The sequence below is a fragment of the Streptomyces sp. NPDC008137 genome, assembly GCF_042957035.1.
Lineage (GTDB): Bacteria > Actinomycetota > Actinomycetes > Streptomycetales > Streptomycetaceae > Streptomyces.
The window spans coordinates 143,168-165,828 of sequence record NZ_JBIBHN010000008.1 but is presented as its reverse complement, the minus strand read 5'-3'; the positions used below and the strand labels follow the sequence as shown (position 1 = coordinate 165,828).

Sequence of the window (22,661 nt, the reverse complement as noted above, 5' to 3'; positions counted from 1 at the left end):
GGGGCCGTCGCTCCCGTGGTTCCCGTTGCTCCCGTCGTACTTCCCGTCGAGCTTGACGAGCTTGAGGTGCGGCGTCGCGGCATGGCGGGTGTCCTGGGGTCGTGTGTGGAGTGCCGTGAGGCAGAGCTGTGAAGTAAGGGGTGTGCTGAGCCTACAGAGATCTTATGGACTCGTATGGAGGTCGTCGAAGGGCGGAGGGAAGGAAGCTTGCCGACGTCCGATTTGCCCCTGTAGCGGGTTGGACTCGCACGGGCGGCCGGATCATCGGGACGAATCCCCTTCGCAACTGCCACGCGCATCCCTCACGCACCTCACACAATCCCCCATGGCCACCAAAGGGGGCACACCAGCCCCTGATAGCTTCGTTCTCTGCCGCACACGCCGAACACCGGGGGAGACGAACCGTGGCACGCCGCGCTCTGACCACCACCGTCGCCACACTGTCCGCGACAGCAGTGCTTCTCCTCACCGCCTGTGGTGGGGGTGAGGGCACGCAGTCAGACGACATCAAGGGGGCGGGCACCGGAGCGAACAGCCCTTCAGCTTCCCCGTCTGCCGCCTCCGGCCGGCCTGACGTCAGTCTGCCGAGTGACCTCAAGGTCGAGTTCGACATCACGAAGCCGTCGGACACGCGCCATGCGGCGGCACTCGACAGCGCGGAGAAGTACATCTTGGCCCTGAACCACGGCATCACGGCCCAGGACCCCGATGATCCGGCATACCAGTTCTATTCACTGGGAAACGCCACCAAATATGCCAAGTCGCAGATTCAGGCATGGGTTGGCGACGACTGGACGGCCACTGGAACAGACAGCTATTACCAGGGCAGGACCGATGACGTCGGCAAGTCCGACGGCGTCCTCGTCACCATGTGCCGAGACCAGGGCAAGTTCTACGGCAAGAACGTAGAGACGAAGAAGATCCGGTACACCAAGCAAAGCCTCAACGACTTCCAGGAGTTCCGTCTCCTCATGAAGCCGCCTCAGGAGTCCCAGAAGGTCTGGAAGGTTCTCCAGATCGAGGTGCAGGGGCGAGTGGAGGACTGTCGGCGATGAGCTACACGCGACGTGCTCTCGCATGGTCCGCCGCGGTGACCGCGGTAGCCGTACTGGGCTCCGGCAACGCCGCGTACGCCGCAGGCCCAGGAGACAACACGAACGTCCCACCGGCCGACGAGCCTGGCGGCGGCACCGACGGCAAAGGAGGCCTGTCGGCATCCGTCTCCGACATCAAGCTCTCGTACCCGAGCGGTGGAGGTGGCGGCCGCAAGGAGGGCAATCTCGGTACGGTCGACCCCAACTGGAAGCCCCCGGCCTGCTGGTACGAGCCGACCTTCACCCCGGCGCAGCTGAAGAAGTTCGTGGACTCGGACGGCAGTGGTGATGTCGGCATTCACGAGTCCTGGATCGGCAAGGGCCTGTGGACCGATCACTACCGGGACGGCAAGCCGGCGGACAACTTCGACATGCACGCACCGACGAACAGTTCGGCCGAGGGCTATAAGGACTACAACCTCGGCAAGGACGGATACTTCTGGCGCGGCGTTGCCCCCAATCCGAGCGACCCCGATTCCTGGGACTGCGGCCGCATCATGTTCTGGGTCGACGCCGGCGAGGTCCCGGACGATCCCAATTCGCCCACGCCGAAGACACTCGCCGAGTACGCCTACAACAAGGTCAATGTCCCGGACACCAAGGTCGAACTGAAGCCGGAAGGCAAGTCCACGGTCAATCTGCCCACGTGGGTGTGGCTGGACAAGGGCACCTTCCAGGACGTCAAGGTCCGCGCCGAACTCCCGAACACGGGCCTGTGGGCCGAGACGACCGCCAAGCCCGTCGCCCTGCACCTGGAGCCCGGCACCGAGGATGCCGAGGTCTTCCCCGCCTCCGGCGACTGCCAGATCAACGACGACGGCTCCATCGGCACCCCATACACCAAGGGCAACGCCGACAAGACCCCACCCTGTGGCATCCGCTACCTCCGCGCCACGAACGGCACCCCGTACCAGCTCTCCGCCAGCATCACCTGGCAGATCAGCTGGGAAGGCTCCGACGGCTCCCGCGGTGACCTCCCCGACGGCACCTTCGAAACGACCCAGGACATGAACGTCCAGGAGATCCAGTCGATCAACCGCTGACCCCGTGGAGAAGGGCCATGGGCTTCGGCTCCCGGCTCACGGGCCCGGTGATAGGGCACCAGGCGGTCACACGGACGGGTTTTCGTTGGAGACCAGCGCCGCGGTAAAATAGAGAGGCAGACCGTCCTCGGGGTCCAGGGGGACCTCCTGTGATGTCCAGCGGTTGAAGGCGATCGTGAGGTCGAGCACAACGGGCTCCTCCGGATTGGAGTCGTCGATGCGGTATCCCGCCTCGGAAAACGCCTTGAGCAACTGACGAGCGGGCGTCCGGAAGACATCGAGCCCACGCCACAGGACACGCAGGTCTGAGTCCTCCTCTTCGGGAGCCGAGACATCGACGGCATTGACCGTCTTCTGGTCCTTGAGGATGACGACGATGTCGAAGTCATCGCCCATGGCCTGGATCTGCACCGTCGGATTGTGGTCGAACGGCCCCATCACGCGCACTTCACCCCAGGAAGCGGCAGCCTTGACGGCCTCCTCGAACTGCATCCCCACGGTCACCGGAGGAACGCCGTGCGGAGGGTCCAGGATGATTTCCATTTGCTCGCCTCACTTCAACAGGTCGTAATTGATCGTCCAGCCGTTGTCGGACAGCATCTTCTGCAGCCCGGCGTTGTCCTTCATGCTGGCGACCATATCCGCTATGTGCTGGTCATACTTCGTGCCGAATCGAGCCCGGATGTCGTCGATATCCATTTTCATGGCCTCGTCGAACTTCCCCTGATCTACCAGGTCGCGCTGTGCGTTGCGCCATGGCGTCGCCGAGTAGCCACGCGAGTCCGTACTCGAGACGAGCCGGTGATCACGCCGCTCCATGCGGATGGCAGGGCCCATGTGCTCGGTCAGGCTGAGGTGAGCGTAGGCCGCCTTGGCCGGCATGTGGTTGATCTCATTGCCAGTACGCGCGGGCGACAGTCTCCCGTACCAGCCGCCGAGGTCTGTACAGACCAGGCCGAAGGGGTCGCTCCATGTGAATGGATTGGGGACGTAGGAATAGTTGTTGGGAGCCGCGTCCAGTCCGAGTGGGTCCGGTGAGATGTACCGGGCGTTCTCCGCGTCGTAGTACCGCCGGACGTTGTAGTCCAGCCCTGACTCGGGGTCGTGATACTGGCCGGGAAAGCCCAGGGGACACGCGCGTTCCTCCCCTGAGGTTTCGTACGGCACGCCCCAGACGGACGTGCGGCGTCTCCACTGGACTCTTCCGTCGCCATCGACGAGTTCGGTCGGTGTACCGATCAGATCGGTGACGATGGCGTAGAACCTGGAGTCGATCTCCTCCTGGTCCTCCGTATGCCCCTCGGGCGCGGCGGATACCCGCTCGGTCTGCGCAAGCGGACGATGCTCGCCCGGCTGCCAGTGCCATGTGGTCGTCTTCGACGCGCCGTCGCCCCGCGGCTGGACCTGTTCCGCGAGGCGGGTTCCCTCCCAGGCGAAGTCGGTCTGCTCGACGACCGTACCGTCCTCTGCCAGGAGCTGTTTGGCGATGCGGCGGCCGTGCGGGTCATAGAGGTAACGCCAGCATCGATCGTCAGGAGTGATGACATCGGTAAGGCGGTCGAAGGCATCCCATCGGTACTGCCACGTCCGGGATCCGCCCGACAACAGGCGCCGCGTGGCGGACACGACTCGGCCTTGGCCGTCGTATGCGTAACGGGTGCGCCCGCTGCGGCGCAACAGCAGCCCCTCGTAGTCCCGGCCCGCGGGAGGCGCGGCGGCCTGGCCCCCCGGCTCAGGGGCCTGGCTGTTCGCGAGGTTGCCTGCGGCGTCGTACGCGTAGTGCTCCTGCCCATGAGGGGAGAACGCGGCGAGAATCCTGCCGTGGGCGTCCAAGGTGAACCTGTGGTGCCCCTGGACGCTGTCGTTGCTGTCCGTCAGGAAGTTGTCAGCACGGTAGCCATAGGTTCGCCGCCAGACCTCGGTGCGGCGGCCTCCGCTGCCGGGAGCGGTTCCGGCGGAGTGCAGGACTTGTCCGGTGGTCCGGCCGACGGGGTCCCAGGACTGGCTGAGCATGGCCCCCGTGCCCAGAAGACGTTCGGTCTCGCGCCCCATGGGGTCGTAGGCGAGCTGAATGCTGATGCCCTGGGTGTGCAGGGCTGTCAGCCGGTGGGAGTCGTCATACTCCCAGTTGGTCACGGCCCCCGAAGGGGTGCGGCGGCGTATTCGGCGCCCCATGAGGTCGTAGTCGAGTTCCAGCGACCGGCCGTTGCAGGTTTCCCGGACGACTGTGCCGAGTCCGTCTCGCTCGTAGGTGAGGACGGCGTCCGGGCTCGCCGCCTCCAGGAGACGGCCTGCGCGATCGTACCGATAGTGGGTCACGCCGTCGTCCGTCGCCTGGCTCAGGAGGTTCCCGCGCGAGTCGAAGGCGCACACGAGCCGCTGCCCAGCGCCGTTGACCCGCTCCACAGGCTGCCCTGCCGCGTCGTATCCGTACGTTGTCTCTCTGCCGCTGAAATCACGTTCGCGGAGCAGGCGACCGGCCGCGTCGTAGCTGTACGACCAACTGAGACCGAGGGCGTTGGTGACAGCCGTCAGCCGGAGCTCCGTGTCGTAGGCGTACTCCGTACGTGATCCATCCGGTCCCGCCAGAGCGACGGGAAGCCCGAAGGGCCCCTGCTCGTAGCGCGTGACGGCGCCTGCCGCGCTGGTGAAGGAGACGGGGTTGCCTGCCGCATCGTGGTTCCAGAGCTCGGCCGAACCGTCTGCCAGCCGCCGCTGAAGCAGTCTGCCCTCCGGCGTCCACACGAGAGAGGTGACCGCCCCGTTGGCGTCGATGATGCGGACCACCTGTCCCAGCGCGTTCCGTTCATAGCTCGTGGTGTGGCCGAGTGCATCGGTGACGGTGTGCGGAAGACCGGCGACGTCATTGACGACCTGATACGAAGCGCCCATCGGGTCGACGATCAGTGACCTCGCGCCCCTCTCGTCGTACGAGTAGCGCGTCGTAGCTCCGGTCGGAGTCACCACCCGTGACAGACGGCCGTGCTCGTCATAGCTGCGTTGCCAGCGCGCGCCGTCAGCATCGACGAGGGTGACGGGCTGATGCTCCTCGTCGTACTCGGTCCGCACGGTGGAGTTGTCGGGCAGGCGTACCTCGATGAGGTCGCCCTGTCCGTCGTAGGTGTACTTGGTGGTGCGGCCCAGCGGGTCGGTCTCGGACAGCAACCGGTCATACCTGTCCCACTCGCGCACCGTGGCTCCGCCCAAGGGGTCGATCTCTCGGACCACTTGGAGGTGATCGTTCAGTTCATACGTGGTGGAGTGCCCGAGCGAGTCGGTGTACACAGTGCGTCCGGCTACGTCGTCGTACTGGAACGTGCTGCTGAGCAGGCCGTCGGGGCCGGTCGTCCGCAGGCAGCGGCCTCGCGCGTCGTATGCGTAGCGGAACACCGTCCCGATGCGGTCCTCCCAGCCACTGATGCGGTTCTCGTCGTCGTAGAAGAGCTTCTCCGCATGGCCGGAGGCGTCGCGGACATGCGTGAGACGCCCCGTGCGGTCGTATTCGTACCGGCACAGCGCCGGAGCGTCAGGCGCACTGGCCAAGGCGAACTCGGTGATGCGGTCCGACACGACGGTGACGTCGATGCGATACCCACCGCTGTGCGAGACACCGAGGGGTACGCCCTGCTCGTTGTAGGAGACTTCGATCGAATTTCCGTGACGGTCCCTCATCGCGACCAGGGACAGCTCGGCCGGCCGGTGCGGGGTGACCTGAGCGAAGTGGAGGTCCTGGCCGATTTCCGGCTGGTGGACGATCATCGGGCTGGCGGCCGTACCGTCCCAGGAAAGCTTCCAGCGTGGCCCTTCGACCGGCATGACGGCCAAGTCCCTCTCCGGGGCCGGATACTCCAGAACCATGCCGTCCTCGGTGACCAGCCGGACACCGAACTGCTCCAGCACCAACCGCTGGTCCAGCGTCGAGGTCCAACTACGCCCGAACCAACGGCCGGCACGCTGATCGGTGACGTAGTGCCGCCGAAGAATCAACGGAAGCACGCTCGGCAGGAAGACATCGTCCTCGGACATGACCATCTCACCGGTGGCGACATCGATCGGATCGTTCTTGCACGTGCGCTTCAGCATGCTCACGGCGCTCTTGCGCAGGTTCTTGCCGAGGCCTTTGGCCATACCCTTGAGCCCGACCTTGGCGAGGCCCTTCATACCTTTGGCGAGGCCGCCGAGGGTGGTCAGGCCCTTCATGCCAGGTATGCAGTCCAGAGCCGCGAGCCCGACATCCCATAGGGAGGCCTGCCCCTTGGAGTACTTGTAGAGGGTGTCGGCGAGGACGACGGCGGCGGCGATCAGCACGATCGCGCCCAGGATCGGCCCACCGATGATCATCGCCACGATCCCGACCACCGCGACGACGACCTTGCACACCGCCACGATGGTGTCCCAGTTGTCGGTGAACCAGTCACCGACCTCCTCCCACCACGACCTGTTCTGAATACCCGCGTCGGAAGCCTCGTCGATCTTCGACTTCGCCTCACGCGCCGCGTCATCGCGCATCTTGCGCGCGTCCTCGGCCATCTTCTTCGCCGCCGCAAGGGCGTCCTGCGCGTCGGAGACGTCCGACTGCGCCTTCGACTGGGCCGACTTGGCGTGCTGGACGTCACGGGTGGCGGCGCGGACCTTCGCCTCGTCCGGCTTGTCCGCGTCCGACTTGCTGCCCGTCGGGTCGTCCTTGTACTTGTCCGCCTCCTTGCCCGCTCGCGTCACCCACGAGTCGGCCGAGGTCAGCTTCGACTGGGCCGAGGAAAGGTTGTCCAAGGCCTCACGGCCCTTGACCAGAGCCTTGTCCGCCAGGGACTGGGCCCGCTCCAGCTTCGGCCAGAAATCCGCCAGCGCGTCACCGCACATCTCGTACGACTTCTTCAGCTTCTTGAGGTTCTTCGGGACATCCGCGAAGTCCTCCTTGAAGACATCCGCGGACTTGCCCGCCCACTCCAGGAGGGTGCCCTCGCCCGCCATGCCCTTGACCAGACGCAGTCCCTCGGAGACATCGTCGGCGAAGTCATGCAGGTGCTTCGCGAGCGTGCGGACGCGTTGCGGGTCGCCCGGGGTCGGGTCCTTGTCCAGATCCAGGACATGCCAGTCCGTAGGCCTGTGCCCCGCCATACCGCAACCCCCGTCACGCGCACCTCAACGTCAACAACCGTATGCACACGTGAACTTACAAGGCACAGCCGTTCGACGGAAAGATCGGCCCGGGGTACGGTTCGAGTGAGATCGGTGCGTCTGACGTTGGGGGACTGCCGTATGGGCAAGGGCAAGAGCGACCTCGCGCTCCCGCTGAGCGAGCTGGAGGGCTACGGGCGCCGGCTTCGTTCCATCAAGACCCGTCTGAATCACACCAAGAAGCTCTTCGATTCCTACAAGGACGACATCGGCGACGGCAGTGTCAATGACGCGCTCGGGGATTTCGAGTCCAACTGGGAAGACGGGCGCGAGGACATCACACAGCAGCTCGACGCGCTGGCGAGTATGTCCGACGCCGTTGTTCGCGAGTTCAAGAAGCTTGATGACGAGCTCACCAAGAAGGTGAACGACGCGATGAAGACCGAGGACAAGCGGGGCGGTAAGGGCGGTCAGGGCGGCAAAGGGGACGGCGGGGGTAAGTAACCCCTGTCCGAGAGACAGGAAAAGGCCCCGGATCCGGAGATCCGGGGCCTTTCGCGTGCCTTCGTCAGGAAGCGACGGCAGCGTTGAGGTGCAGGTCCGCAGCGACGCCCTGGGGCGAGACGGCGAGACCCACGCCGCCGCCGAGACCGGCGTTGACGCCGGCGGCCGAGGTCTCGACGTAGAGACCGGCTGCGGCGCCGGCACCCGCGGCGGCACCCGCCTGGCCGCCGGCGATGATGTCCAGCTCGGCGTCGGACATCTGGGCGGTCACGATCTGCGGGGTGAAGGCCATGGGGGGCGGTTCCCTTCGGTTCAATAATTCGAAGTGCTCGAGCGCAACCGATCAAAGCACGCCAGGAGAAGAGAAGGCCAGTCGGTGGTTATGGGGGTGCGGTGGATTTCGGGGGCGGAATTCATGGGTGTGACCATTCGGTCACCGGGCGCCTCGACCTCTTCACATCTCCCGCCACTTCGCGATACGGGAATGTATCGCACGGCGGGGGGAATGAGCCGAGCGCGGTTCATGCCCGGGATGCCTACGACTCCGCGGTGAACGGTGTGCAGATCCGTCGAATATTCCGGATCAGCGGTTCAGGCAAGGAGAGGCGGCAGCCGTCACCCCACCTCGTTCCGTGCCACCGCCTGCCCATGGACGATCACGTCTCCGCCGTAGAACATCCCGGTGAAGACGGGGGCATAGGTGAGCCGGACCTCGACCTGCACCTGCTCGGCGTCCGCCGCCACGCAGTGGGTCGCCGCGATGTCCGGGCCCGTCATGTCCATCTCGCGGGCGAAGGCCTTCACGCGGGCGTCGCAGTTCTCGAAGTTGATCGGGGCCACACTGTCCGGGTTCTCGTAGAGGGCCTCGCGATCGATGTCCTGGGCGGCGTAGCGGGCGGCCTGTTCGGCGATGTCCGCGGCGCGTTCCCGCTTGGAGATGGACAGGCCGCCGTCGATGACGAAGGCCGAGAGCGAGATGAAGACGAGCGCGAAGATGATGACCGCGCCGGCGCCGGAGCCCCGGTCGTCCAGCCGTTCGCGACGGGACGACAGCCAGGTGCGGAGGGCTGTGCCTTTGATGGCGGTGTTCTTGATCGCGGTGTTCTTGATCGCGGTGTTCAAGACCGTGTTCAAGGCCTTGTTCAGGGGCGTGTTCAACTCCCTCAGCCCGCCTTCCGCTTGAACGGGTCCAGCGGTGCCGTGAAGGAGCCGGACATGCTGGTCTTGATGTCCAGGCCGACCATCGCCAGGCCGCGGACCTGACAGCTCACCTCGACGGAGAAGAGGTCGGCGTCGGCGAAGCCCGCGCTGGTCTTGGTCACGCTCACCGGGCCCGTGCAGACGTCCGTGAGGTCGGCCTCGGCCGCCTTGCGCGCTTCCGCCATGGCGTTGCCGACGTCCCTCTGCAGGGATCCGGCCCGGGCCGCGTCACGCGCGGCGCCGTCGATCGCGCCCCGCCCTTCGACCATCTGGCCGAAGGCCACCAGGACGAGAATGAAGAGGATCATCACCGGCGCGAGGATCACGACCTCGACCGTGGAGATGCCCCGGTCGTCCCGCCGGGCCTCGACCGCGGACCGACGGCCGTGCGGGCAAGAGACGTTCACCTAGTTCCCCTCATCCCGCACGAACCGCTCCACCGGTCCGACCGACTGCGCGTGCACGGTCAGATCCAGTCCGGGGAAGACCGTCGGCACCCGGGCCGTGATCTCCACGCCCACCGTGTTCTGCTCCGGCTGGAGCAGCGCGACGTCGGGTGACAGCACCAGCTTGGGGCCCAGCTGCCTGATGTAGCTGTCCACCACGTCCCGCGACTCTCCCCGCCAGGCGCCCGGCTGCTCGTCGGCCATGGCGCGGGCCTTGCGGGCTCCGGCCTGGGCCGCGGCCTGGGCGACATGATCGGCGAAGAAGTACAGCGCGAACTGCACCGTCGCGAAGATCATGAAGAAGAGGACCGGGGTGAGCAGCACGAACTCGATCGCGGTCATGCCGGAGTCGCCGCGGCCGGCCGCCGGCTTCCCTGCGGCCTCCAGCCTGCGGCGCATCCATCTGCCCACGCTCACGCGCAATCCCGTCAACCCCGTCAACCCCGTTGTCCGTACGACGCTCAGCAGGTGCCGCTCTGGTTGGCGCCGTTGATGCAGTTCTCGACCTTCTCGGCGCCACCCTCCAGCGCGCGGTTGATGATCGCGGCGACGACGCCGACGATCGCCACCACGACGGCGGAGATGATGACCCACTCGACCGCGGAGGCACCGCGGTCGAGTTCGCCGGAGCGGGCGCGCTCCACGCGGCCCTGCAGGAAGACGACCAGGAAGTCCACGGCGGGGATGCCCGTGTGGAAGTTGCGTCCGTTCATGGGAGGTAGTCCTCTCGACTCAGCTGATTTCGTGGGCAGTCGGTTGGCAAGCAGCATTCACACCTGGAACACCCGCATCGCGGCCGGGTAGATCAGGAACACCAGGAAGCCGGCGCACAGCAGCAGCTGGGCCACGAGCATCGACTGGGACTTCTCACCCGCGCTGCCCTCGATGTCGGCGAGTTCGCGGTGCCGCATGGTCTCGGCGCGGGACGCGAGGGACTCACGCACCTTGGCACCGTCGTCCGCGACCAGGGCCAGGGAGGCGGAGAGGTCCTTGAGCTCCTCGACACCGAGTTCCTCGCCGAGCTGGCCGAGCGCCTGCCACTGGCTGATGCCGGTGATACGGGCGTCGGACAGGGCGTTGCGGATGCGCTGGTTGGCCCAGCCGTCGGAGATCTCGGCGGCCGCCATCAGGGCTTCGGGGAGGCCTCGTCCGCCGGCCAGGCTCATCGACACCAGGTCCAGGTAGGCGCCGATCACCCGCCGCAGGTCGCGCCGCTTCTCGGCGGCGTCACGGCGGATCTCCAGGTCCGGCAGGAAGAAGAAGACCGCCGCGAACAGCAGCGCCAGCCACACCGGGACGATCGGGCTGCTGTCGAATCCCAGCTGCCAGACGATCACGAAGAGGAACGGGCCGAAGAACATGCCCGCCACACCCAGCAGCACCTTCGTCGCCAGGAACTTCTCCCAGCTGCGGTCCAGGACCGCCAGGTCCGCCCGGAGCGAGCGCTGCTCCCAGCCCTGCTGCAGATAGAACTCGGCGACACGCTCACCGACTTCGGCCCGCAGCGAGCCGAGCCGGCCCGCGTCCGCCTTCGTCCGCGCGGACTCGTACGCCGAGCCGCGCGCCCGCATCGCGTCGATCCGCGCGACCTGGGAGATCGCGCTTCGCTTCGACGGCATCAGGGCGCGTACCAGGACGTAGATCCCCAGGCCGATGACCGCGCCGACCACGATCGGCATCGTCACGTCGTTCATCGCCGTACCCCCTCTTCCGGCTGGAGCGACTGCTGCCCGGGCGGGCGGGGCCGGACGAACTGCACCGACGCCTCGTCCCGGACGAGGAAGCGCTCGGGCGTCTCGATGGTCGACAGCTTGCGCAGCCACCAGAAGCCCAGCGCGAACAGGGCGCAGACGCCGGCGAGGACGACCTGGCCGAGCGCGGAGCCGTACGGCTCGACGAACTCGCGGTTGAAGACCGACAGTCCGAGGACAAAGGCCACCGAGACGGCTACCACGATCTGCACCGACCGCCGCGTGGACGCCCGCTGTGCCATCACGCGCTGCCGCATGTCGACCTCCTCGCGGGCCGACTTGGCGAGCGCGCCGAGCACCTGGCGCAGACCGGGCCCGCGCAGGCGGGCGTTGAGGATCAGGGCCGCGACGATGATGTCGGCGGAGGCGTCGTCGATCTCGTCGGCGAGATGCTGGAGCGCCTCGGGCAGCGGGGTGCGGGCGCGCAGCCGGTCGACGAGGGCGTCGAGGTGCGGGCGCAGGACCGGGGCCGCGGCGCGGGCGGAGGCCGGGATGGCCTGTTCGAGGCCCACCGCGCCGGCGATGGTGTCGCGCAGGGACTCCGTCCAGGAGGCCAGGGCCTCCACGCGGCGCATGGCGGCCCGTTCCTCGCCGGCGCCGCCGAACAGACGGTCCCAGAAGAAGACGAGGACGCCGGCCGCGATGCCCGCGACCGCCCACTGGGTCAGGAGGAGGACCACGAGGCCGACGATGGCCGCGAGCGAGCCGCGCTGTCCGGCGAAGCGGATGAGTTCGCTCGCCCGTTCGGCGGCCTTCTGCTTCTCGTGGTCGGGCTTGACGGGCAGGCCGCGCACGGCGAGGAGGAGGAGCGCGATGCCGCCGCCGACGGCGACGCCGCTGCCTATCGAGTACAGGACGGTGGTGGAGAACAGGCCGCCCATGGAGCCGAGTGCCGCGAGATTCGTGTGCACGCCCGTCACCCCCAGGTCCCGGTCGGCTGGTAGCCGTGTGCCATCAGTTCCTCCACGCAGGCTATGGGGGCGTGCGGTACGACGCGGCCGTCGGGGGCCTCCGCGAACACTTCGCTGGACAGGACGCGTCCGTCGACGCCGTTGACCTCGCGGACGGAGGTGACCATGCGCTGGAGGCGGCCGCCGTTGCCGTAGTTGTTGCGCCGCTGGATGAAGACGACGAAGTTCACCGCGCCCGCGATCAGCATCTGGCTGGCCTCGATGGGCAGCCGCTCCGTGGCCTGCAACGCGTAGGTGGAAATACGGTTGAAGACCTCGTGGGAGCTGTTGGCGTGGATCGTGGACAGCGAGCCGTCGTTGCCCTGCGACATCGCGTTGAGCATGGTGACGATCTCGTCGCCGAGGACCTCACCGACGATGACGCGGGAGGGGTTCATACGCAGTGAGCGTCGCACCAGCTCCGCCATCGAGATCATGCCCTGGCCCTCGGAGTTGGGCAGGCGTTCCTCGAAGGCGACGACGTTGGGGTGCAGGTCGGCGAAGGTGTCGAGGCCGAGCTCCAGGGCCCGCTCGACGGTGATGAGGCGCTCGTGCGGGGGGATCTCGTTGGCGAGGGCCCGAAGGAGGGTCGTCTTACCGGCGTTGGTGGCGCCGGCGATCATGATGTTCTTGCGGGCGCGGACCGCGCAGGCCAGGAAGTGGGCGACCTCGGGGGTCACGGTGCCGTTGCCGACGAGGTCGGAGATGAAGACCTTGCCCATGCGCGCGCGGCGGATGGACAGGGCGGGACGCCGGGTGACGTCCATGACGGCCGACAGACGCGAACCGTCGGGGAGCCGCAGGTCGAGCTGGGGGTTGGCCGAGTCGAAGGGGCGGGAGGACAGACCCGAGTACGCGCCGAGCACCTGGATGAGCTCGACGAGTTCCTCGTCGGTCTCGGCGACGGGGTCGCCCTTCACCTCACGGCCGTCGGCGTATCCGACGAAGACCTGGTCGGAGCCGTTGATGTCGATGTTCTCGACCTCGGGGTTGTCCAGCAGCGGCTGGAGCCGGCCGACGCCGAACAGCGCGGCGTGCACGGCGGCCGCGTACTGCTCCTCGGTCTCGGCGTCCAGCGGCGTACGGCCCGCGTTGATCTCGGCGCGGGCGTACTCCTCGAGGATCTGGGCTATGACGGCACGCGCGTAGTGCCGTTCGTCCTCCGTGGACATCGGAGTGACGTTGTTGACCTGGTCCTGTCGGCGCTGTTCGGCGATACGGTCGCCGGCGTCCTGGCGGAACCGCTTGACCAACTGGTGGTCGACAGCGGTCATGCGCCGGCCCCCGCGTGGCCCTGCGTCTGGCCCGTGTGGTGGTGCTGGGCGTGGTGGGCCTGGTTCGCCTGGGCGGAGGCGGCCCAGGCGGCGCCGTACTGCTGGTAGATGTCGGCCGAGACCTTGCGGGCCGTGCGGATCAGCAGCGACTTGTCGAGACGGCCGCGCCTGCGGCCGGCCAGCTGGTCGGCGCCTGCCGGGTCGTCGGCGATGGTGCCGACGACGCGGGCGCCCGTCTGGGCGTGCACGAGCATGTCGTTGACCTGCGAGGCGAGCTTGCCCGCCGTGCCCGTGTCGGCGATCAGGACGACGCCGATCATCGGCGTGCCGAGGCTCGCGGCACCGCGCGATCCGCCGTGCAGCTTGCTTGCGAGGGCGGCGGCGCGGTCGCGGACGCGGGCGATGGCCTCCGGCTCCGTGCGCGAGATGAGCAGCACGAGCGCGGCGTGCGGGAGCAGTTCGACGGCAGGGGTGTCCCCGCAGATACGGCCGCAGTCGGCGATGACGTCCGCGGCGGCGTTCGGGGAGTCGGCGAGGGCGGCGAAGGAGTGCCCGAGGGTCGGCCACAGCCCGGCGAGGCCCGCCGCCTGCTCGGCGTTGCCGAGTCCGACGAGTACCTCGAGACCGCCGCTGAGCGGCTGTACGTGGTCCCAGAGCTGGTCCGGCACGAGTCCGCGGCGCGCGGTGGCGGCGATGGACAGCATGCCGGTGTTGGGGTTGAGCGGTCCGCCGTGTGCGGCAGCGCTGCGGTAGACGAGGTCACCGCCCGCCGGGTCCGCCTCGGCGAGCAGGACACGGCGCGGCCAGACCGCCGAGAGAGCGACGGCCGCGGTGGTGACGCCGGGGGAACCCTTGTCGGCGGCGAGAGCGATGAGCGCCATGGGGTGGGTGCCGCCTTCTAGTTGCCGGAGTTACCGGAGACGAGGACGAGGGCGACCTCGCCGTTGGAGGCGGCCTGGGCCAGGTCGGCGGCCTTGTCGCTGTCGACGGTCAGGGTGACAGCCAGGTTGGTGCTGCTGACGAGTTGGTCGCCGGAGCTCTTCGCCCCCGGGACGTCCGTGACTCGGGCCTGGTCGACGATGACGGCGTTGCCGGCCGCCGAGGACGAACCGCTGTCGCTGTTGCTGTTGCCGCTGGAGCCGGTTCCGGCGTCGGCGGAGACACGGTAGGCGGCGACGGTGTCACCCTGCTTGAGGCCGGTCGGGTACTGGCCCGCCTTGAGGGACAGGCCGACGGTGGCCTTGCCGGCCTCGACACCGGCTTCCTCACCGAACATCTCGCCGACCGCGACGGCCCCGGCGGGGATGGCGCTGACGGCCTTCAGCTTCTTCAGTTGATCCCGCTGGCTCCACTTGACGTAGTGGATGTCGGCGTCCTCGGCGACCATGACGGAGGTCGAGTTCGACGTGTTGACCGAGCCGCCCGCGGGGATCGGCTGCGTGACCTTCACGACCTCGATCCGGTCACCGGCCTGCAGCACCAGCAACGTCGCGCCCAGCGCACCCACCAGGATCAGCAGCACGGCGAGGGCCGCGAGTGCCGGTTTGCGCTCACGAGGTGCTGTGGGAAGCCGGTCGCCGACCGACGGCTGAGCCGGAGCGGCGGAACGACCGGCGCCCGCCCCCGTACGCTCTTGGATCTTCACGCAACCGCTCCCCGTACACCCAAGATGATGTCTGTCAATTTGCCTTCAAAATTGGACACTTCACCCGCGCCTGCCCCGCACGGAAACTGCGGGACGGGCCGGACGTACCCGCCCTACCTGGGCGAATAGCCAGCACTGGGGGTGAGTGTCAAGCCATCGCACCGTATCAGCCGCACATAAGCCCCTCAAGGCGCGTCCTACGTCCTGAACCTCACGGCACGCACCGTTACCCATCTGCAACTTCGGGCCTGGGCAGACCCGTTGACGGCGGCACACCGACAGGCCATTCGCCGCGTGGCTCCCTGTGCGGCAGCGAATCCGCCCCGGAGCGACGGACACACGGCGACCGGCCCTTTCGTCACGCCTCGACCATGAGGCCCACACGATTCACTCACGCGAGCCGGAATTTCACCGTGCCATGATCTTCGGTCTGCCTACCCTCACGAGGAGTCCCCATGAAGCGGGCCGCGCTCGCCGCCTCCACCCTGTCCCTGCTCTCCCTCGCCACGCTCACGGCGTGCGGCGGAGACGCCGACTCGGATTCGGCGACCGGCGAGCCGAGGCCCACCGCGTCCCGGGCGAAGCAGGTGACTCCGGCCGAGCGGCTGGCGAAGCTCATGGTCACGAAGAAGGACGTGCCGGGGCTCTCCGTGAGGCCCTCCTCCAAGGAGGACGACGAGTACGCCTTCGCCGAGTCCCCGGACGACGTCACGGTCGACAAGCCGGCCTGCGCACCGCTGGTCTACGTGCTGAACCAGCTGCCCCTCGGCGAGTCTCAGGGCGACCTGACCCACACCGTCGCGGAGAGCGACCAGTTCACGTACATCACGCTCACGACGTACGCCTCCGGCAAGGCCGAGTCCGCCTTGGCGGGGCTGGCCAAGGGTGTCGGCTCGTGCGGCGGTGGCTTCACGGCGACAGCGAAGAACACGGCCACGTACGACTCCGCCACCAGCGAGAAGCCGGTGGCCGAGGGTGGTGACGAGTCACTGGCCTTCCGGTCCACAATGACGGTCAAGGGCACCACCCACACCATGCACGCCCAGGCCGTCCGCAAGGGCGACGTCCTCGCCGTCTACTTCTCCGTCGACGGCATGGCCATGGTCCAGGGAAGGCCGGGCGACGCGAAGCTCCCGGCGACGGTGGTGAAGGCCCAGAACGCGAAACTGGGCTGACGGGCCGGGTCCCGCTACCGGTACCAGTCCTCTCCGTCGCTCCCCAGCGCCTTGCGCAGATAGCTGTCCAGGTCGGGCGCCACGAGGCCGCGTTCATCCGTCTCGTGGTCCCAGACGTGGACGCTGCCGACGCCGAGGGACTGGATGAAGGCGAACTGGTCTCCCCCGCCGTTGTCACCGAAGAACAGCAGCGGGTCGAAGGGACGGTAGAGGAGACGGAACTCGGGCCGGGTGCGGAAGGCGAGGTTGTCGTTCAGGATGCGGTCGGCGGGCCAGACGATGTCCTCTCCATAGGGCCCCTCCATCCCGTCGGTCTCCAGGAGGAGGGAGCGGAGGGCGGGTGGGAGGGGTCGGCCCAGGGACGTCTCGACGGCGTGGAGGGTGGCGCAGGGCGCGGGAGGACGCCAGGGGCCCGTCACCAGATCCTCGAGCGACTCGCGCCACATGCCGACCCTCACTCCCTCCCGTGCCGAACCCGGCGACACCATCCATCCTTCCACCGGCCGGTGTTCACCGATCCTGATCACCTCGCCCCGGGTGCCCTGCGACCTGTAGCACTCGCGAAGCCCCCAGTAGAGTGCCGCCCGGACAGCGATCGGAACACGGGGGGCACACCGGTGAGAGCAGTCGCGACAAACAGGGCATACGCAGTGCATGTGCCGACGTTGGGCAGTGAACGGCTGCGTATGCTCCGGCTGTTGCTCGCGCTCTGCGCCGTGGCGGCTTGCTTCGCGACCGCCACCCCGGCCCGAGCGGCGGAGGCCGGCACCCCGGCACCCATACCCGTCACTCAGGCCGCGTACCTCGCCGACCGCCTCCGCGAGAACCCGGTCCACGTCACCGACCAACTCCCCCGCGAGGTCCCGCGCTCCACCGCCCCCGGCTTCGCCAGGATCGCGAAGAAGACCGGCGTGCCGACCTACGTCCTGGTCCTGCCCATGCAGACCAGCACGGACGGCAGGCAGCTCCTCGGCGCGGTGCACGACAGGCTCGGGCGCGACGGGCTGTACGTCCTGTTCGAGGGGGATGGCCTCGCGGAGGCCACGGCCTACGGCGTCCGCGTCCCCGCCGACGCCGCCATCACCGTCACCCGGTACGAACTCCCCTACGACGCGGGCCCGTTGCGCAGTTTCGAGCGGTTCGCCGAGGTCATCGCCCTGGGCGGCGACAAGGCCGGCGCCCGTGCCGAAGCGGCTCGCGAGAAGTACCAGGACGCCGAGCCCGCCGACATGTACATCGGCCCCTCCGACCGCAACAACCAGTCGTTCCTCACGGGGATCCTGCTGACCGGCGTACCGCTGATGATCGTGCTGACGGCCTGGTACGCGCGGCGCCACCGCCGGCGTTCCGGGGCCGAGCGGCGCGTCCCCCGGTGGGTCGTGCCCGGCGCGGCCGTCCTCACGGCCGCGACGATCGCCCTCGCCGCTCCCGTCGTCTTCGACCAGACCAGGTCGAGCGCGGCGAAGCCGCCCACCCCCGCCGAACTGTCCGCCCGTATCGAACGTGTCGCGGCGGGACTGAAGCAGGACGCCGTCTACGCCGACCCGGAGAGCCCTCGCGTACTCGACTCCCGCCAACTGGCCCGGCTGCACGACCGGATCCGGGACTTCCGGCGTTCCGACGGCGGCGGCCCGGTGTACGTCGCCCTCGTGCCGCAGACACCCGAGAGCGAGTCGGCGGGCGACTCGTGGCTGTTCGCCGCCGCCGTGCACGCCAAGTCGCGCCAGGACGGTCTGTACGTCGTGGCCGACCCGGACGACGGCACCATCGACGTCTACAACTACGGCCTGCGCATCGACTCCGGCAGCCTGTCCTTCGACCTGCCGGACGCGGTCACCCTCGGCGACAGCAGGGCGGACGAGGCCGACGACCATCTCCTCGGCGAGCGCCTCGACAAGCTCATGACCTTCGTCGAAAAGGCCCCGCGCACGGACCGTCCGGGATTCGAGCCCACGCCGGCCGCCGCCCCGAGGGCCGACGCGGAGTACGCCCTTCCGCCCCTGTTCGCCACCGACTTCTGGCCCGGCCTGTTCGTGGGCGCCTTCGCGGCGCTCCTGCTGTCCGCTGTGGTGGCCGGGCTGACATGGGGTGTCGGCAGCGTGCTGCGGTGGCGCTCCCCCGCGCCCGAGCCGACCCACCGCCTGCCCCTCACGGCCCCGACCGAGCCGTCGGCCTCCTATCTGCGGCGAACCGCGTACGCGGAACTCACGGCACTGACACGGGAATTCACCGGCCGGGACGAGCGCGGCCGTGCCTGGGACCACCTCGACGCGGCGATGCTCCTGGTCGACGGCGATCCCGACCGCGCCCGGAGATCCGGGACGGACCCCGCGACCCTGGTCGCCGTCATCGTGCTCGCCCGTGCGGGCCGAGCCGCACTCGCCGGCGACGAGAACGACCTGTGCTGTGGCGTCAACCCCCTGCACGGACCCGGCGTGCGCCTCTCCCACCTGCGGGTCTCCGCCGAGGGCACCGGCCGGCGCCTGCTTCCGGTCTGCGCGCTGTGCCGCGACGCTGCCATCGCCGATCCGCTGGGGATGCCGGGCGAGTTGATGAGGCTGCCCGCCCCTTCGGGCGGCGGCCGCCTGCCCTACTACGACGCGACCGACGGCCCGCTGACCGCCGTACCCAAGGGAATCACCCGGCTCATCGAGAAGGTGAGGGAGACCGCAGGTGTCCACTGAAGTCAAGCGCCTGACCACCGTCCTCGCGGCCCTGCTGCTGACCGCGCTCACCACCACAACGAGTCCCGCCCGGGCAGCGGACGGCGATGCCCCGAGCGCCGGACAGCGCATCGCGAGCGCGTTGCGCACCTCGCCCGTCTACGTCGACGAGGCGTACGCCGATGCCGTACCGCCCGCCCGGCAGCGGGAGCTGGCGCGGCAGATCAGCCGGACGGGCCTGCCGATCAAGGTCGTGCTCATGCCTCTCACCAAGGGCGACGCCTTCGACGGCGCCTCCGACGTCCTGGCCGGGACGGTCCGCGACCGGCTCCCGGACCAGCGCGAGCTCATCCTCATCACGACGGACGGCGACTTCCCCGACTCCCTGACGGGCGACGAGTGGCCCGCCGACACCCACCAGACCCGGGACGCCGTGGCCGCCGCCGGGTTGCTGGACGAGACACGGGACGCGGGACTCGCCGACCTGACCGCCAAGGCCGTGGAACTGGTGGCGGAGGGGAAGGGCACGCAGCGGTACGAGGAAGCGACGAAGGACCTGGACGACGACACCCGACGACGGGAGGAGCGAGCCGAAGGACGTGCCGAGGAGCGGGCCGAGTCCGCTTCGGGAGGCCCCGTCTGGTGGCTGCTCATCGGCGTCCCGGTCCTGACCCTGACCGCGCTCGCGACCCGCTCCGCGATCCGTTCCCGCAAGCCCGCTCCAGCCACCCTGGCCGTTGCCCAGCTGGTGTTCGCGACGGCCCGCGCGGCCGACGAGGCCGAGCTGCGGCGCCGGACGGAGGCGGAGGTCCTGGCCCTCGGCGAGGCGACCCGGGCCGCCGAGGTCTCCACCACACCCGGACTCCAGCACGCCCTCGACGCGTACGCCGCCGCCGGGACGGTCCTCGACGAGGCCCGGGGCCTGCCGGACCTGGCGGGCGTCCTCGCCCTGGCCCAAGAGGGCCGCGACGCCCTGGCCGGCGACGACGACGCGGCCCTCCCTCTCTGCTTCTTCAACCCCCTGCACGGCCGCGCCGCCCTGCGCACCGGCTGGCGTCCGCTCGGCCGCCGGGACCGGCTGGACCTGGCGGTGTGCCAGGAGTGCGCGGACGCGCTGCGGGATCGCCGCGCCCCGGAGGTGCTCACCGACACGGACGAGGACGGCCGTACCGTCCCCTACTTCGAGCTGCCGGCCGAGCGGAGCGTGTGGGCCGCGACGGGCTACGGCTCACTGGAGGCGCCGCTGGCCGGGATCAACTCCCGTAGGGTCAGGGCCCGTTGACACCGAGCCCGAGGCAGGTCACGGTGCGGCCATGACTTCGGGCACGCGAGACACCGTTCTGCCTGTACCTCCCACCGACACACGCCTGGTCGAACGCGTCCGCGCGCTCGGGCCCCTCGTCCGCGAGCACGCCCTGCGGACCGAGCGGGAGCGGCGGGTGACGCGCGAGGTCGTCGAGGCGCTGACCGGGACCGGGATCCAGCGGATGAACGTGCCCCGGCGGTACGGCGGTTACCAGAGCAGTCTGCGGACCCAGGTCGACGCGCTGGCGGAGCTGTCGGCGGCATGCGGTTCGGCCGGATTCATGACACTGATCCAGGCCGGATGCGCGTACGTCGCCGCGCTCTTCCCGGACGAGGCGCAGGACGAGATCTTCACCAGCCCCGACGTACGGGTCGGCGGCAGCCTGATCCCCAGCGCGACGGCGGTCCCGACGGGCGACGGCGGCTATGTGGTCAACGGGACCTCGCCCTTCGCCACCGGCTGCCGGGACGCCGACTGGCATCTGCTGACCGCCCGGATCGAGGGGCGGCCCGAGACGGTGTGGACGGCCATGCCCGTGGCCGAGCTGGAGATCCTCGACGACTGGCGGGTGTCGGGTCTCGCGGGCAGCGGCAGCAACAGTGTCGTGGCGCGCGATGTCGTCGTACCGGCCCACCGCGTGCTGCCGGTCGCCCCGCTGCTCGGCGGCGAGTTCGCGTCGAAGGCCAACGCCGACGACCCGTTCTACCGGGTGCCGGTGCTGCTGATGTTCTGCGTCTGGGCGACCCCGAACGCCCTCGGCCTCGCCCGCTCGGCGCTGGCGGAGTTCCGCGAGCGCATCCACCGGCGGGGCATCACGTACACCTTCTACGAGCGGCAGAACGAGGCGCCCGTCACGCATCTGCAGACGGCCGAGGCGGCGTTGAAGATCTCCTGCGCCGAGCATCTGACGGACGAGATCGTCGCGCTGCTCGATGCGCGGGCGGCGAGCGGCGGTCCGTCCGCTCCCTCCACTCCGTACACGACCGAGGAACGGGCCGGGATCCGGGCGCGCAGCGGCTATGTGGCGCGGCTCTGCCTGGAGGCCGCCGACCTGCTCGGCTCGGCCTCGGGCGCCTCCTCCCTCCACGAGGAGGTGCCGATCCAGCGGGCCGTGCGCGATCTGCGGGCGCTGAACCTGCACGCGTTCGTCCATCCGGCGACCAACCTGGAGCTGTACGGCAGGGTGCTGGCGGGGCTGGAGCCCGGCACGCCGTTTCTCTAGGGAGCTGGTGAGGTGCCGGGCGGCCGGTCCTCCCGTATCGCCGCGAACAGGGCGCGGGCCCGCCGGTCGTCCCATTTCACCGCGCTGCCCTTGGAGGTCCGCAGATCCGGGTCGGCCACGGGCACGTTGAGCTGGCTGCCGCCGCCGGCCGTGGCCTTCTTCATGGCCTCGAACAGCTCCATGAGGTCGGGCAGTTCCGTGCCCTCGTCCACGATGAGCGTCTCGAGACCGGCGCTCAGGGTCGGGAACGACTTGGACGGGTCGGCGAGGGTGGACGGGGTGGCCGCCTTGTCGGCCAGGGCGGCAAGGAACTTCTGCTGGTTGCGGGTCCGCCCCAGGTCGCCCTGGGCCTCCTGCTTCCGCTGCCGTACGAAGGCCAATGCCTCCGAGCCGTCGAGCGTCTGGCACCCGGCCTGCAGATCGGCGCCGGAGTCCTTGTCCCGTACGGCCTTGTCCAGGCACATGTCCACGCCGCCGACCGCGTCCACCACCCCCACGAAACCGGCGAAGCCGATCTCCGCGTAGTGGTCGATGTGCACGCCGGTGTTGCGTTCCACGGTCTGCACGAGCAGGTCGGGGCCGCCCAGCGAGAACGCCGCGTTCAGTTTGTCGGGCGTGGCCCGGTAGCTCCTGCCGGTGTCGGGATCGACGTAGGGCGGGAGGGTCACCCAGGAGTCGCGCGGCAGGCTGAGCATCGTGGTGCCGTTCGCCCCGGTGTGCAGCAGGATCACCGAGTCGGTGCGGCGGCCTTCGGTCGAGCCGGTGTTGAGGTCCTTCTTGTCCTTCTCCGACAGGCCGTCGCGGCTGTCGGAGCCCACGACCAGGTAGTTGGTGCCCTCGCCGGGCGGCACCCTGCTGCTGAGCGTGCCGAGGTCGACCTCCTGGTTGAGCCGGGTGTCGGCCCAGACGTACGTACCGGCGCCGGCGAGGGTCAGTACGGTGGACAGGACGGCGGCCGTACGCACGAAGCGGCGGCTGCGTCCGGCCCGGCGGCGGGGGTTTCTGCTGCCGGGGTTTGTGTTGCCGCCACCTCCTCTTCGGCCACGCTCCTCGACGTCGCCGTCGTAGCGGCCGGGCGCGGCCGACGAGGACATGCCGGGCAGGGGGGCGGTACGGATCGAGGGCGGGGGCACCAGCGGGGACGCGGACGGGACCCCTCTCGGGTCCCGCCCCGCCCACTGGTCTCCCGCCCGCCGGCCTCCCGCGGGGTCGGTCCAGTAGTCGCTCATCGGCCCATTCCGCTGGTTCACCTCGGCGATGCTGTGGGGGG

Annotated in this window: 21 protein-coding genes; 7 read left to right on the top strand and 14 right to left on the bottom strand. The window is 69.1% G+C overall.

Translation table 11 applies throughout. From position 1 onward, the window contains the following. The first annotated feature begins 404 nt into the window (after nucleotides 1-404). Nucleotides 405-1,055, top strand: coding sequence for a hypothetical protein (locus ACFZBT_RS15850; RefSeq protein ID WP_391103325.1), 651 nt, complete (start codon nucleotides 405-407; stop codon nucleotides 1,053-1,055). Beyond that, nucleotides 1,052-2,137, top strand: coding sequence for a hypothetical protein (locus ACFZBT_RS15845; RefSeq protein ID WP_391103323.1), 1,086 nt, complete (start codon nucleotides 1,052-1,054; stop codon nucleotides 2,135-2,137). The genes ACFZBT_RS15850 and ACFZBT_RS15845 overlap by 4 nt, the downstream gene beginning before the upstream one ends. 66 nt (nucleotides 2,138-2,203) lie before the next feature. On the opposite strand, the gene ACFZBT_RS15840 is transcribed toward ACFZBT_RS15845, so the two are convergent. Both ACFZBT_RS15840 and ACFZBT_RS15835 read right to left on the bottom strand, forming a co-directional pair. Continuing rightward, nucleotides 2,204-2,680 (bottom strand): hypothetical protein, encoded by a 477-nt coding sequence (locus ACFZBT_RS15840; protein ID WP_391103321.1) that lies wholly within the window; start codon nucleotides 2,678-2,680, stop codon nucleotides 2,204-2,206. Between the two features lie 9 nt (nucleotides 2,681-2,689). Continuing rightward, nucleotides 2,690-7,255, bottom strand: a complete 4,566-nt coding sequence (locus ACFZBT_RS15835) for a DUF6531 domain-containing protein (protein WP_391103319.1) — start codon at nucleotides 7,253-7,255, stop codon at nucleotides 2,690-2,692. Between the two features lie 141 nt (nucleotides 7,256-7,396). Here ACFZBT_RS15835 and ACFZBT_RS15830 point away from each other — a divergent pair, with 141 nt between their 5' ends. Continuing rightward, entirely contained in the window at nucleotides 7,397-7,759 is a 363-nt protein-coding gene (locus ACFZBT_RS15830) for a hypothetical protein (protein WP_391103317.1), read from the top strand. 64 nt (nucleotides 7,760-7,823) lie between these two features. Here the strand turns inward: ACFZBT_RS15830 and ACFZBT_RS15825 are convergent, their stop codons facing one another. The 10 genes from ACFZBT_RS15825 to ACFZBT_RS15780 form a co-directional block, all read right to left on the bottom strand. Continuing rightward, entirely contained in the window at nucleotides 7,824-8,051 is a 228-nt protein-coding gene (locus tag ACFZBT_RS15825) for a hypothetical protein (RefSeq protein WP_391103315.1), read from the bottom strand. 323 nt (nucleotides 8,052-8,374) lie between these two features. Continuing rightward, a complete protein-coding gene (locus ACFZBT_RS15820; protein WP_391103655.1) occupies nucleotides 8,375-8,839 on the bottom strand; it encodes a pilus assembly protein TadG-related protein in 465 nt (154 codons plus the stop codon). 83 nt (nucleotides 8,840-8,922) lie between these two features. Beyond that, nucleotides 8,923-9,366, bottom strand: a complete 444-nt coding sequence (locus ACFZBT_RS15815) for a TadE/TadG family type IV pilus assembly protein (protein WP_391103312.1) — start codon at nucleotides 9,364-9,366, stop codon at nucleotides 8,923-8,925. Next, nucleotides 9,367-9,804, bottom strand: a complete 438-nt coding sequence (locus tag ACFZBT_RS15810; protein ID WP_391103652.1) for a TadE/TadG family type IV pilus assembly protein — start codon at nucleotides 9,802-9,804, stop codon at nucleotides 9,367-9,369. 62 nt (nucleotides 9,805-9,866) lie between these two features. Next, nucleotides 9,867-10,118 carry a hypothetical protein gene (locus ACFZBT_RS15805; RefSeq protein WP_086600464.1) on the bottom strand — a complete coding sequence of 84 codons (252 nt, stop codon included), beginning with the start codon at nucleotides 10,116-10,118 and terminating at the stop codon, nucleotides 9,867-9,869. Between the two features lie 57 nt (nucleotides 10,119-10,175). Continuing rightward, nucleotides 10,176-11,099 carry a type II secretion system F family protein gene (locus ACFZBT_RS15800; RefSeq protein WP_391103309.1) on the bottom strand — a complete coding sequence of 308 codons (924 nt, stop codon included), beginning with the start codon at nucleotides 11,097-11,099 and terminating at the stop codon, nucleotides 10,176-10,178. After that, nucleotides 11,096-12,037, bottom strand: a complete 942-nt coding sequence (locus ACFZBT_RS15795) for a type II secretion system F family protein (protein ID WP_391103648.1) — start codon at nucleotides 12,035-12,037, stop codon at nucleotides 11,096-11,098. The genes ACFZBT_RS15800 and ACFZBT_RS15795 overlap by 4 nt, the downstream gene beginning before the upstream one ends. 35 nt (nucleotides 12,038-12,072) lie before the next feature. Next, the gene (locus tag ACFZBT_RS15790; protein ID WP_391103307.1) at nucleotides 12,073-13,380 is read right to left on the bottom strand and encodes an ATPase, T2SS/T4P/T4SS family; all 1,308 of its coding nucleotides are present in this window, start codon (nucleotides 13,378-13,380) and stop codon (nucleotides 12,073-12,075) included. Next, entirely contained in the window at nucleotides 13,377-14,261 is an 885-nt protein-coding gene (locus ACFZBT_RS15785) for a hypothetical protein (RefSeq protein ID WP_391103305.1), read from the bottom strand. The genes ACFZBT_RS15790 and ACFZBT_RS15785 overlap by 4 nt, the downstream gene beginning before the upstream one ends. Before the next feature lie 17 nt (nucleotides 14,262-14,278). Further along, entirely contained in the window at nucleotides 14,279-15,025 is a 747-nt protein-coding gene (locus tag ACFZBT_RS15780) for a hypothetical protein (RefSeq protein WP_391103303.1), read from the bottom strand. A 455-nt stretch (nucleotides 15,026-15,480) separates the two neighbouring features. Between ACFZBT_RS15780 and ACFZBT_RS15775 the strand changes: the two genes are divergently transcribed. Then, entirely contained in the window at nucleotides 15,481-16,200 is a 720-nt protein-coding gene (locus ACFZBT_RS15775) for a hypothetical protein (protein ID WP_391103301.1), read from the top strand. A gap of 14 nt (nucleotides 16,201-16,214) precedes the next feature. On the opposite strand, the gene ACFZBT_RS15770 is transcribed toward ACFZBT_RS15775, so the two are convergent. Beyond that, complete coding sequence (locus tag ACFZBT_RS15770; protein ID WP_391103298.1) at nucleotides 16,215-16,646, bottom strand: SMI1/KNR4 family protein; 432 nt, start codon at nucleotides 16,644-16,646, stop codon at nucleotides 16,215-16,217. A 240-nt stretch (nucleotides 16,647-16,886) separates the two neighbouring features. On the opposite strand from ACFZBT_RS15770, the gene ACFZBT_RS15765 reads away from it, so the two are divergent. The 3 genes from ACFZBT_RS15765 to ACFZBT_RS15755 are packed head-to-tail and all read left to right on the top strand — an operon-like array spanning nucleotide 16,887 to nucleotide 21,391. Beyond that, complete coding sequence (locus ACFZBT_RS15765; protein WP_391103296.1) at nucleotides 16,887-18,884, top strand: hypothetical protein; 1,998 nt, start codon at nucleotides 16,887-16,889, stop codon at nucleotides 18,882-18,884. Further along, nucleotides 18,874-20,145, top strand: a complete 1,272-nt coding sequence (locus ACFZBT_RS15760) for a hypothetical protein (RefSeq protein ID WP_391103293.1) — start codon at nucleotides 18,874-18,876, stop codon at nucleotides 20,143-20,145. The genes ACFZBT_RS15765 and ACFZBT_RS15760 overlap by 11 nt, the downstream gene beginning before the upstream one ends. Before the next feature lie 31 nt (nucleotides 20,146-20,176). Continuing rightward, on the top strand, nucleotides 20,177-21,391 hold the full coding sequence (locus ACFZBT_RS15755) for an acyl-CoA dehydrogenase family protein (RefSeq protein ID WP_391103291.1): 1,215 nt from the start codon (nucleotides 20,177-20,179) through the stop codon (nucleotides 21,389-21,391). Here ACFZBT_RS15755 and ACFZBT_RS15750 read toward each other — a convergent pair. Beyond that, the gene (locus tag ACFZBT_RS15750) at nucleotides 21,388-22,641 is read right to left on the bottom strand and encodes an LCP family protein (RefSeq protein WP_391103288.1); all 1,254 of its coding nucleotides are present in this window, start codon (nucleotides 22,639-22,641) and stop codon (nucleotides 21,388-21,390) included. The genes ACFZBT_RS15755 and ACFZBT_RS15750 overlap by 4 nt on opposite strands. Nucleotides 22,642-22,661: the final 20 nt, after the last annotated feature.

Coding starts and splice junctions, on each gene's coding strand:
- ACFZBT_RS15845 (WP_391103323.1), top strand. CDS start 1,052: ATGAGCTACACGCGACGTGCTCTCGCATGGTCCGCCGCGGTGACCGCG.
- ACFZBT_RS15840 (WP_391103321.1), bottom strand. CDS start 2,680: ATGGAAATCATCCTGGACCCTCCGCACGGCGTTCCTCCGGTGACCGTG.
- ACFZBT_RS15835 (WP_391103319.1), bottom strand. CDS start 7,255: ATGGCGGGGCACAGGCCTACGGACTGGCATGTCCTGGATCTGGACAAG.
- ACFZBT_RS15830 (WP_391103317.1), top strand. CDS start 7,397: ATGGGCAAGGGCAAGAGCGACCTCGCGCTCCCGCTGAGCGAGCTGGAG.
- ACFZBT_RS15825 (WP_391103315.1), bottom strand. CDS start 8,051: ATGGCCTTCACCCCGCAGATCGTGACCGCCCAGATGTCCGACGCCGAG.
- ACFZBT_RS15810 (WP_391103652.1), bottom strand. CDS start 9,804: ATGCGCCGCAGGCTGGAGGCCGCAGGGAAGCCGGCGGCCGGCCGCGGC.
- ACFZBT_RS15805 (WP_086600464.1), bottom strand. CDS start 10,118: ATGAACGGACGCAACTTCCACACGGGCATCCCCGCCGTGGACTTCCTG.
- ACFZBT_RS15800 (WP_391103309.1), bottom strand. CDS start 11,099: ATGAACGACGTGACGATGCCGATCGTGGTCGGCGCGGTCATCGGCCTG.
- ACFZBT_RS15795 (WP_391103648.1), bottom strand. CDS start 12,037: ATGGGCGGCCTGTTCTCCACCACCGTCCTGTACTCGATAGGCAGCGGC.
- ACFZBT_RS15790 (WP_391103307.1), bottom strand. CDS start 13,380: ATGACCGCTGTCGACCACCAGTTGGTCAAGCGGTTCCGCCAGGACGCC.
- ACFZBT_RS15785 (WP_391103305.1), bottom strand. CDS start 14,261: ATGGCGCTCATCGCTCTCGCCGCCGACAAGGGTTCCCCCGGCGTCACC.
- ACFZBT_RS15775 (WP_391103301.1), top strand. CDS start 15,481: ATGAAGCGGGCCGCGCTCGCCGCCTCCACCCTGTCCCTGCTCTCCCTC.
- ACFZBT_RS15770 (WP_391103298.1), bottom strand. CDS start 16,646: ATGTGGCGCGAGTCGCTCGAGGATCTGGTGACGGGCCCCTGGCGTCCT.
- ACFZBT_RS15765 (WP_391103296.1), top strand. CDS start 16,887: ATGCTCCGGCTGTTGCTCGCGCTCTGCGCCGTGGCGGCTTGCTTCGCG.
- ACFZBT_RS15755 (WP_391103291.1), top strand. CDS start 20,177: ATGACTTCGGGCACGCGAGACACCGTTCTGCCTGTACCTCCCACCGAC.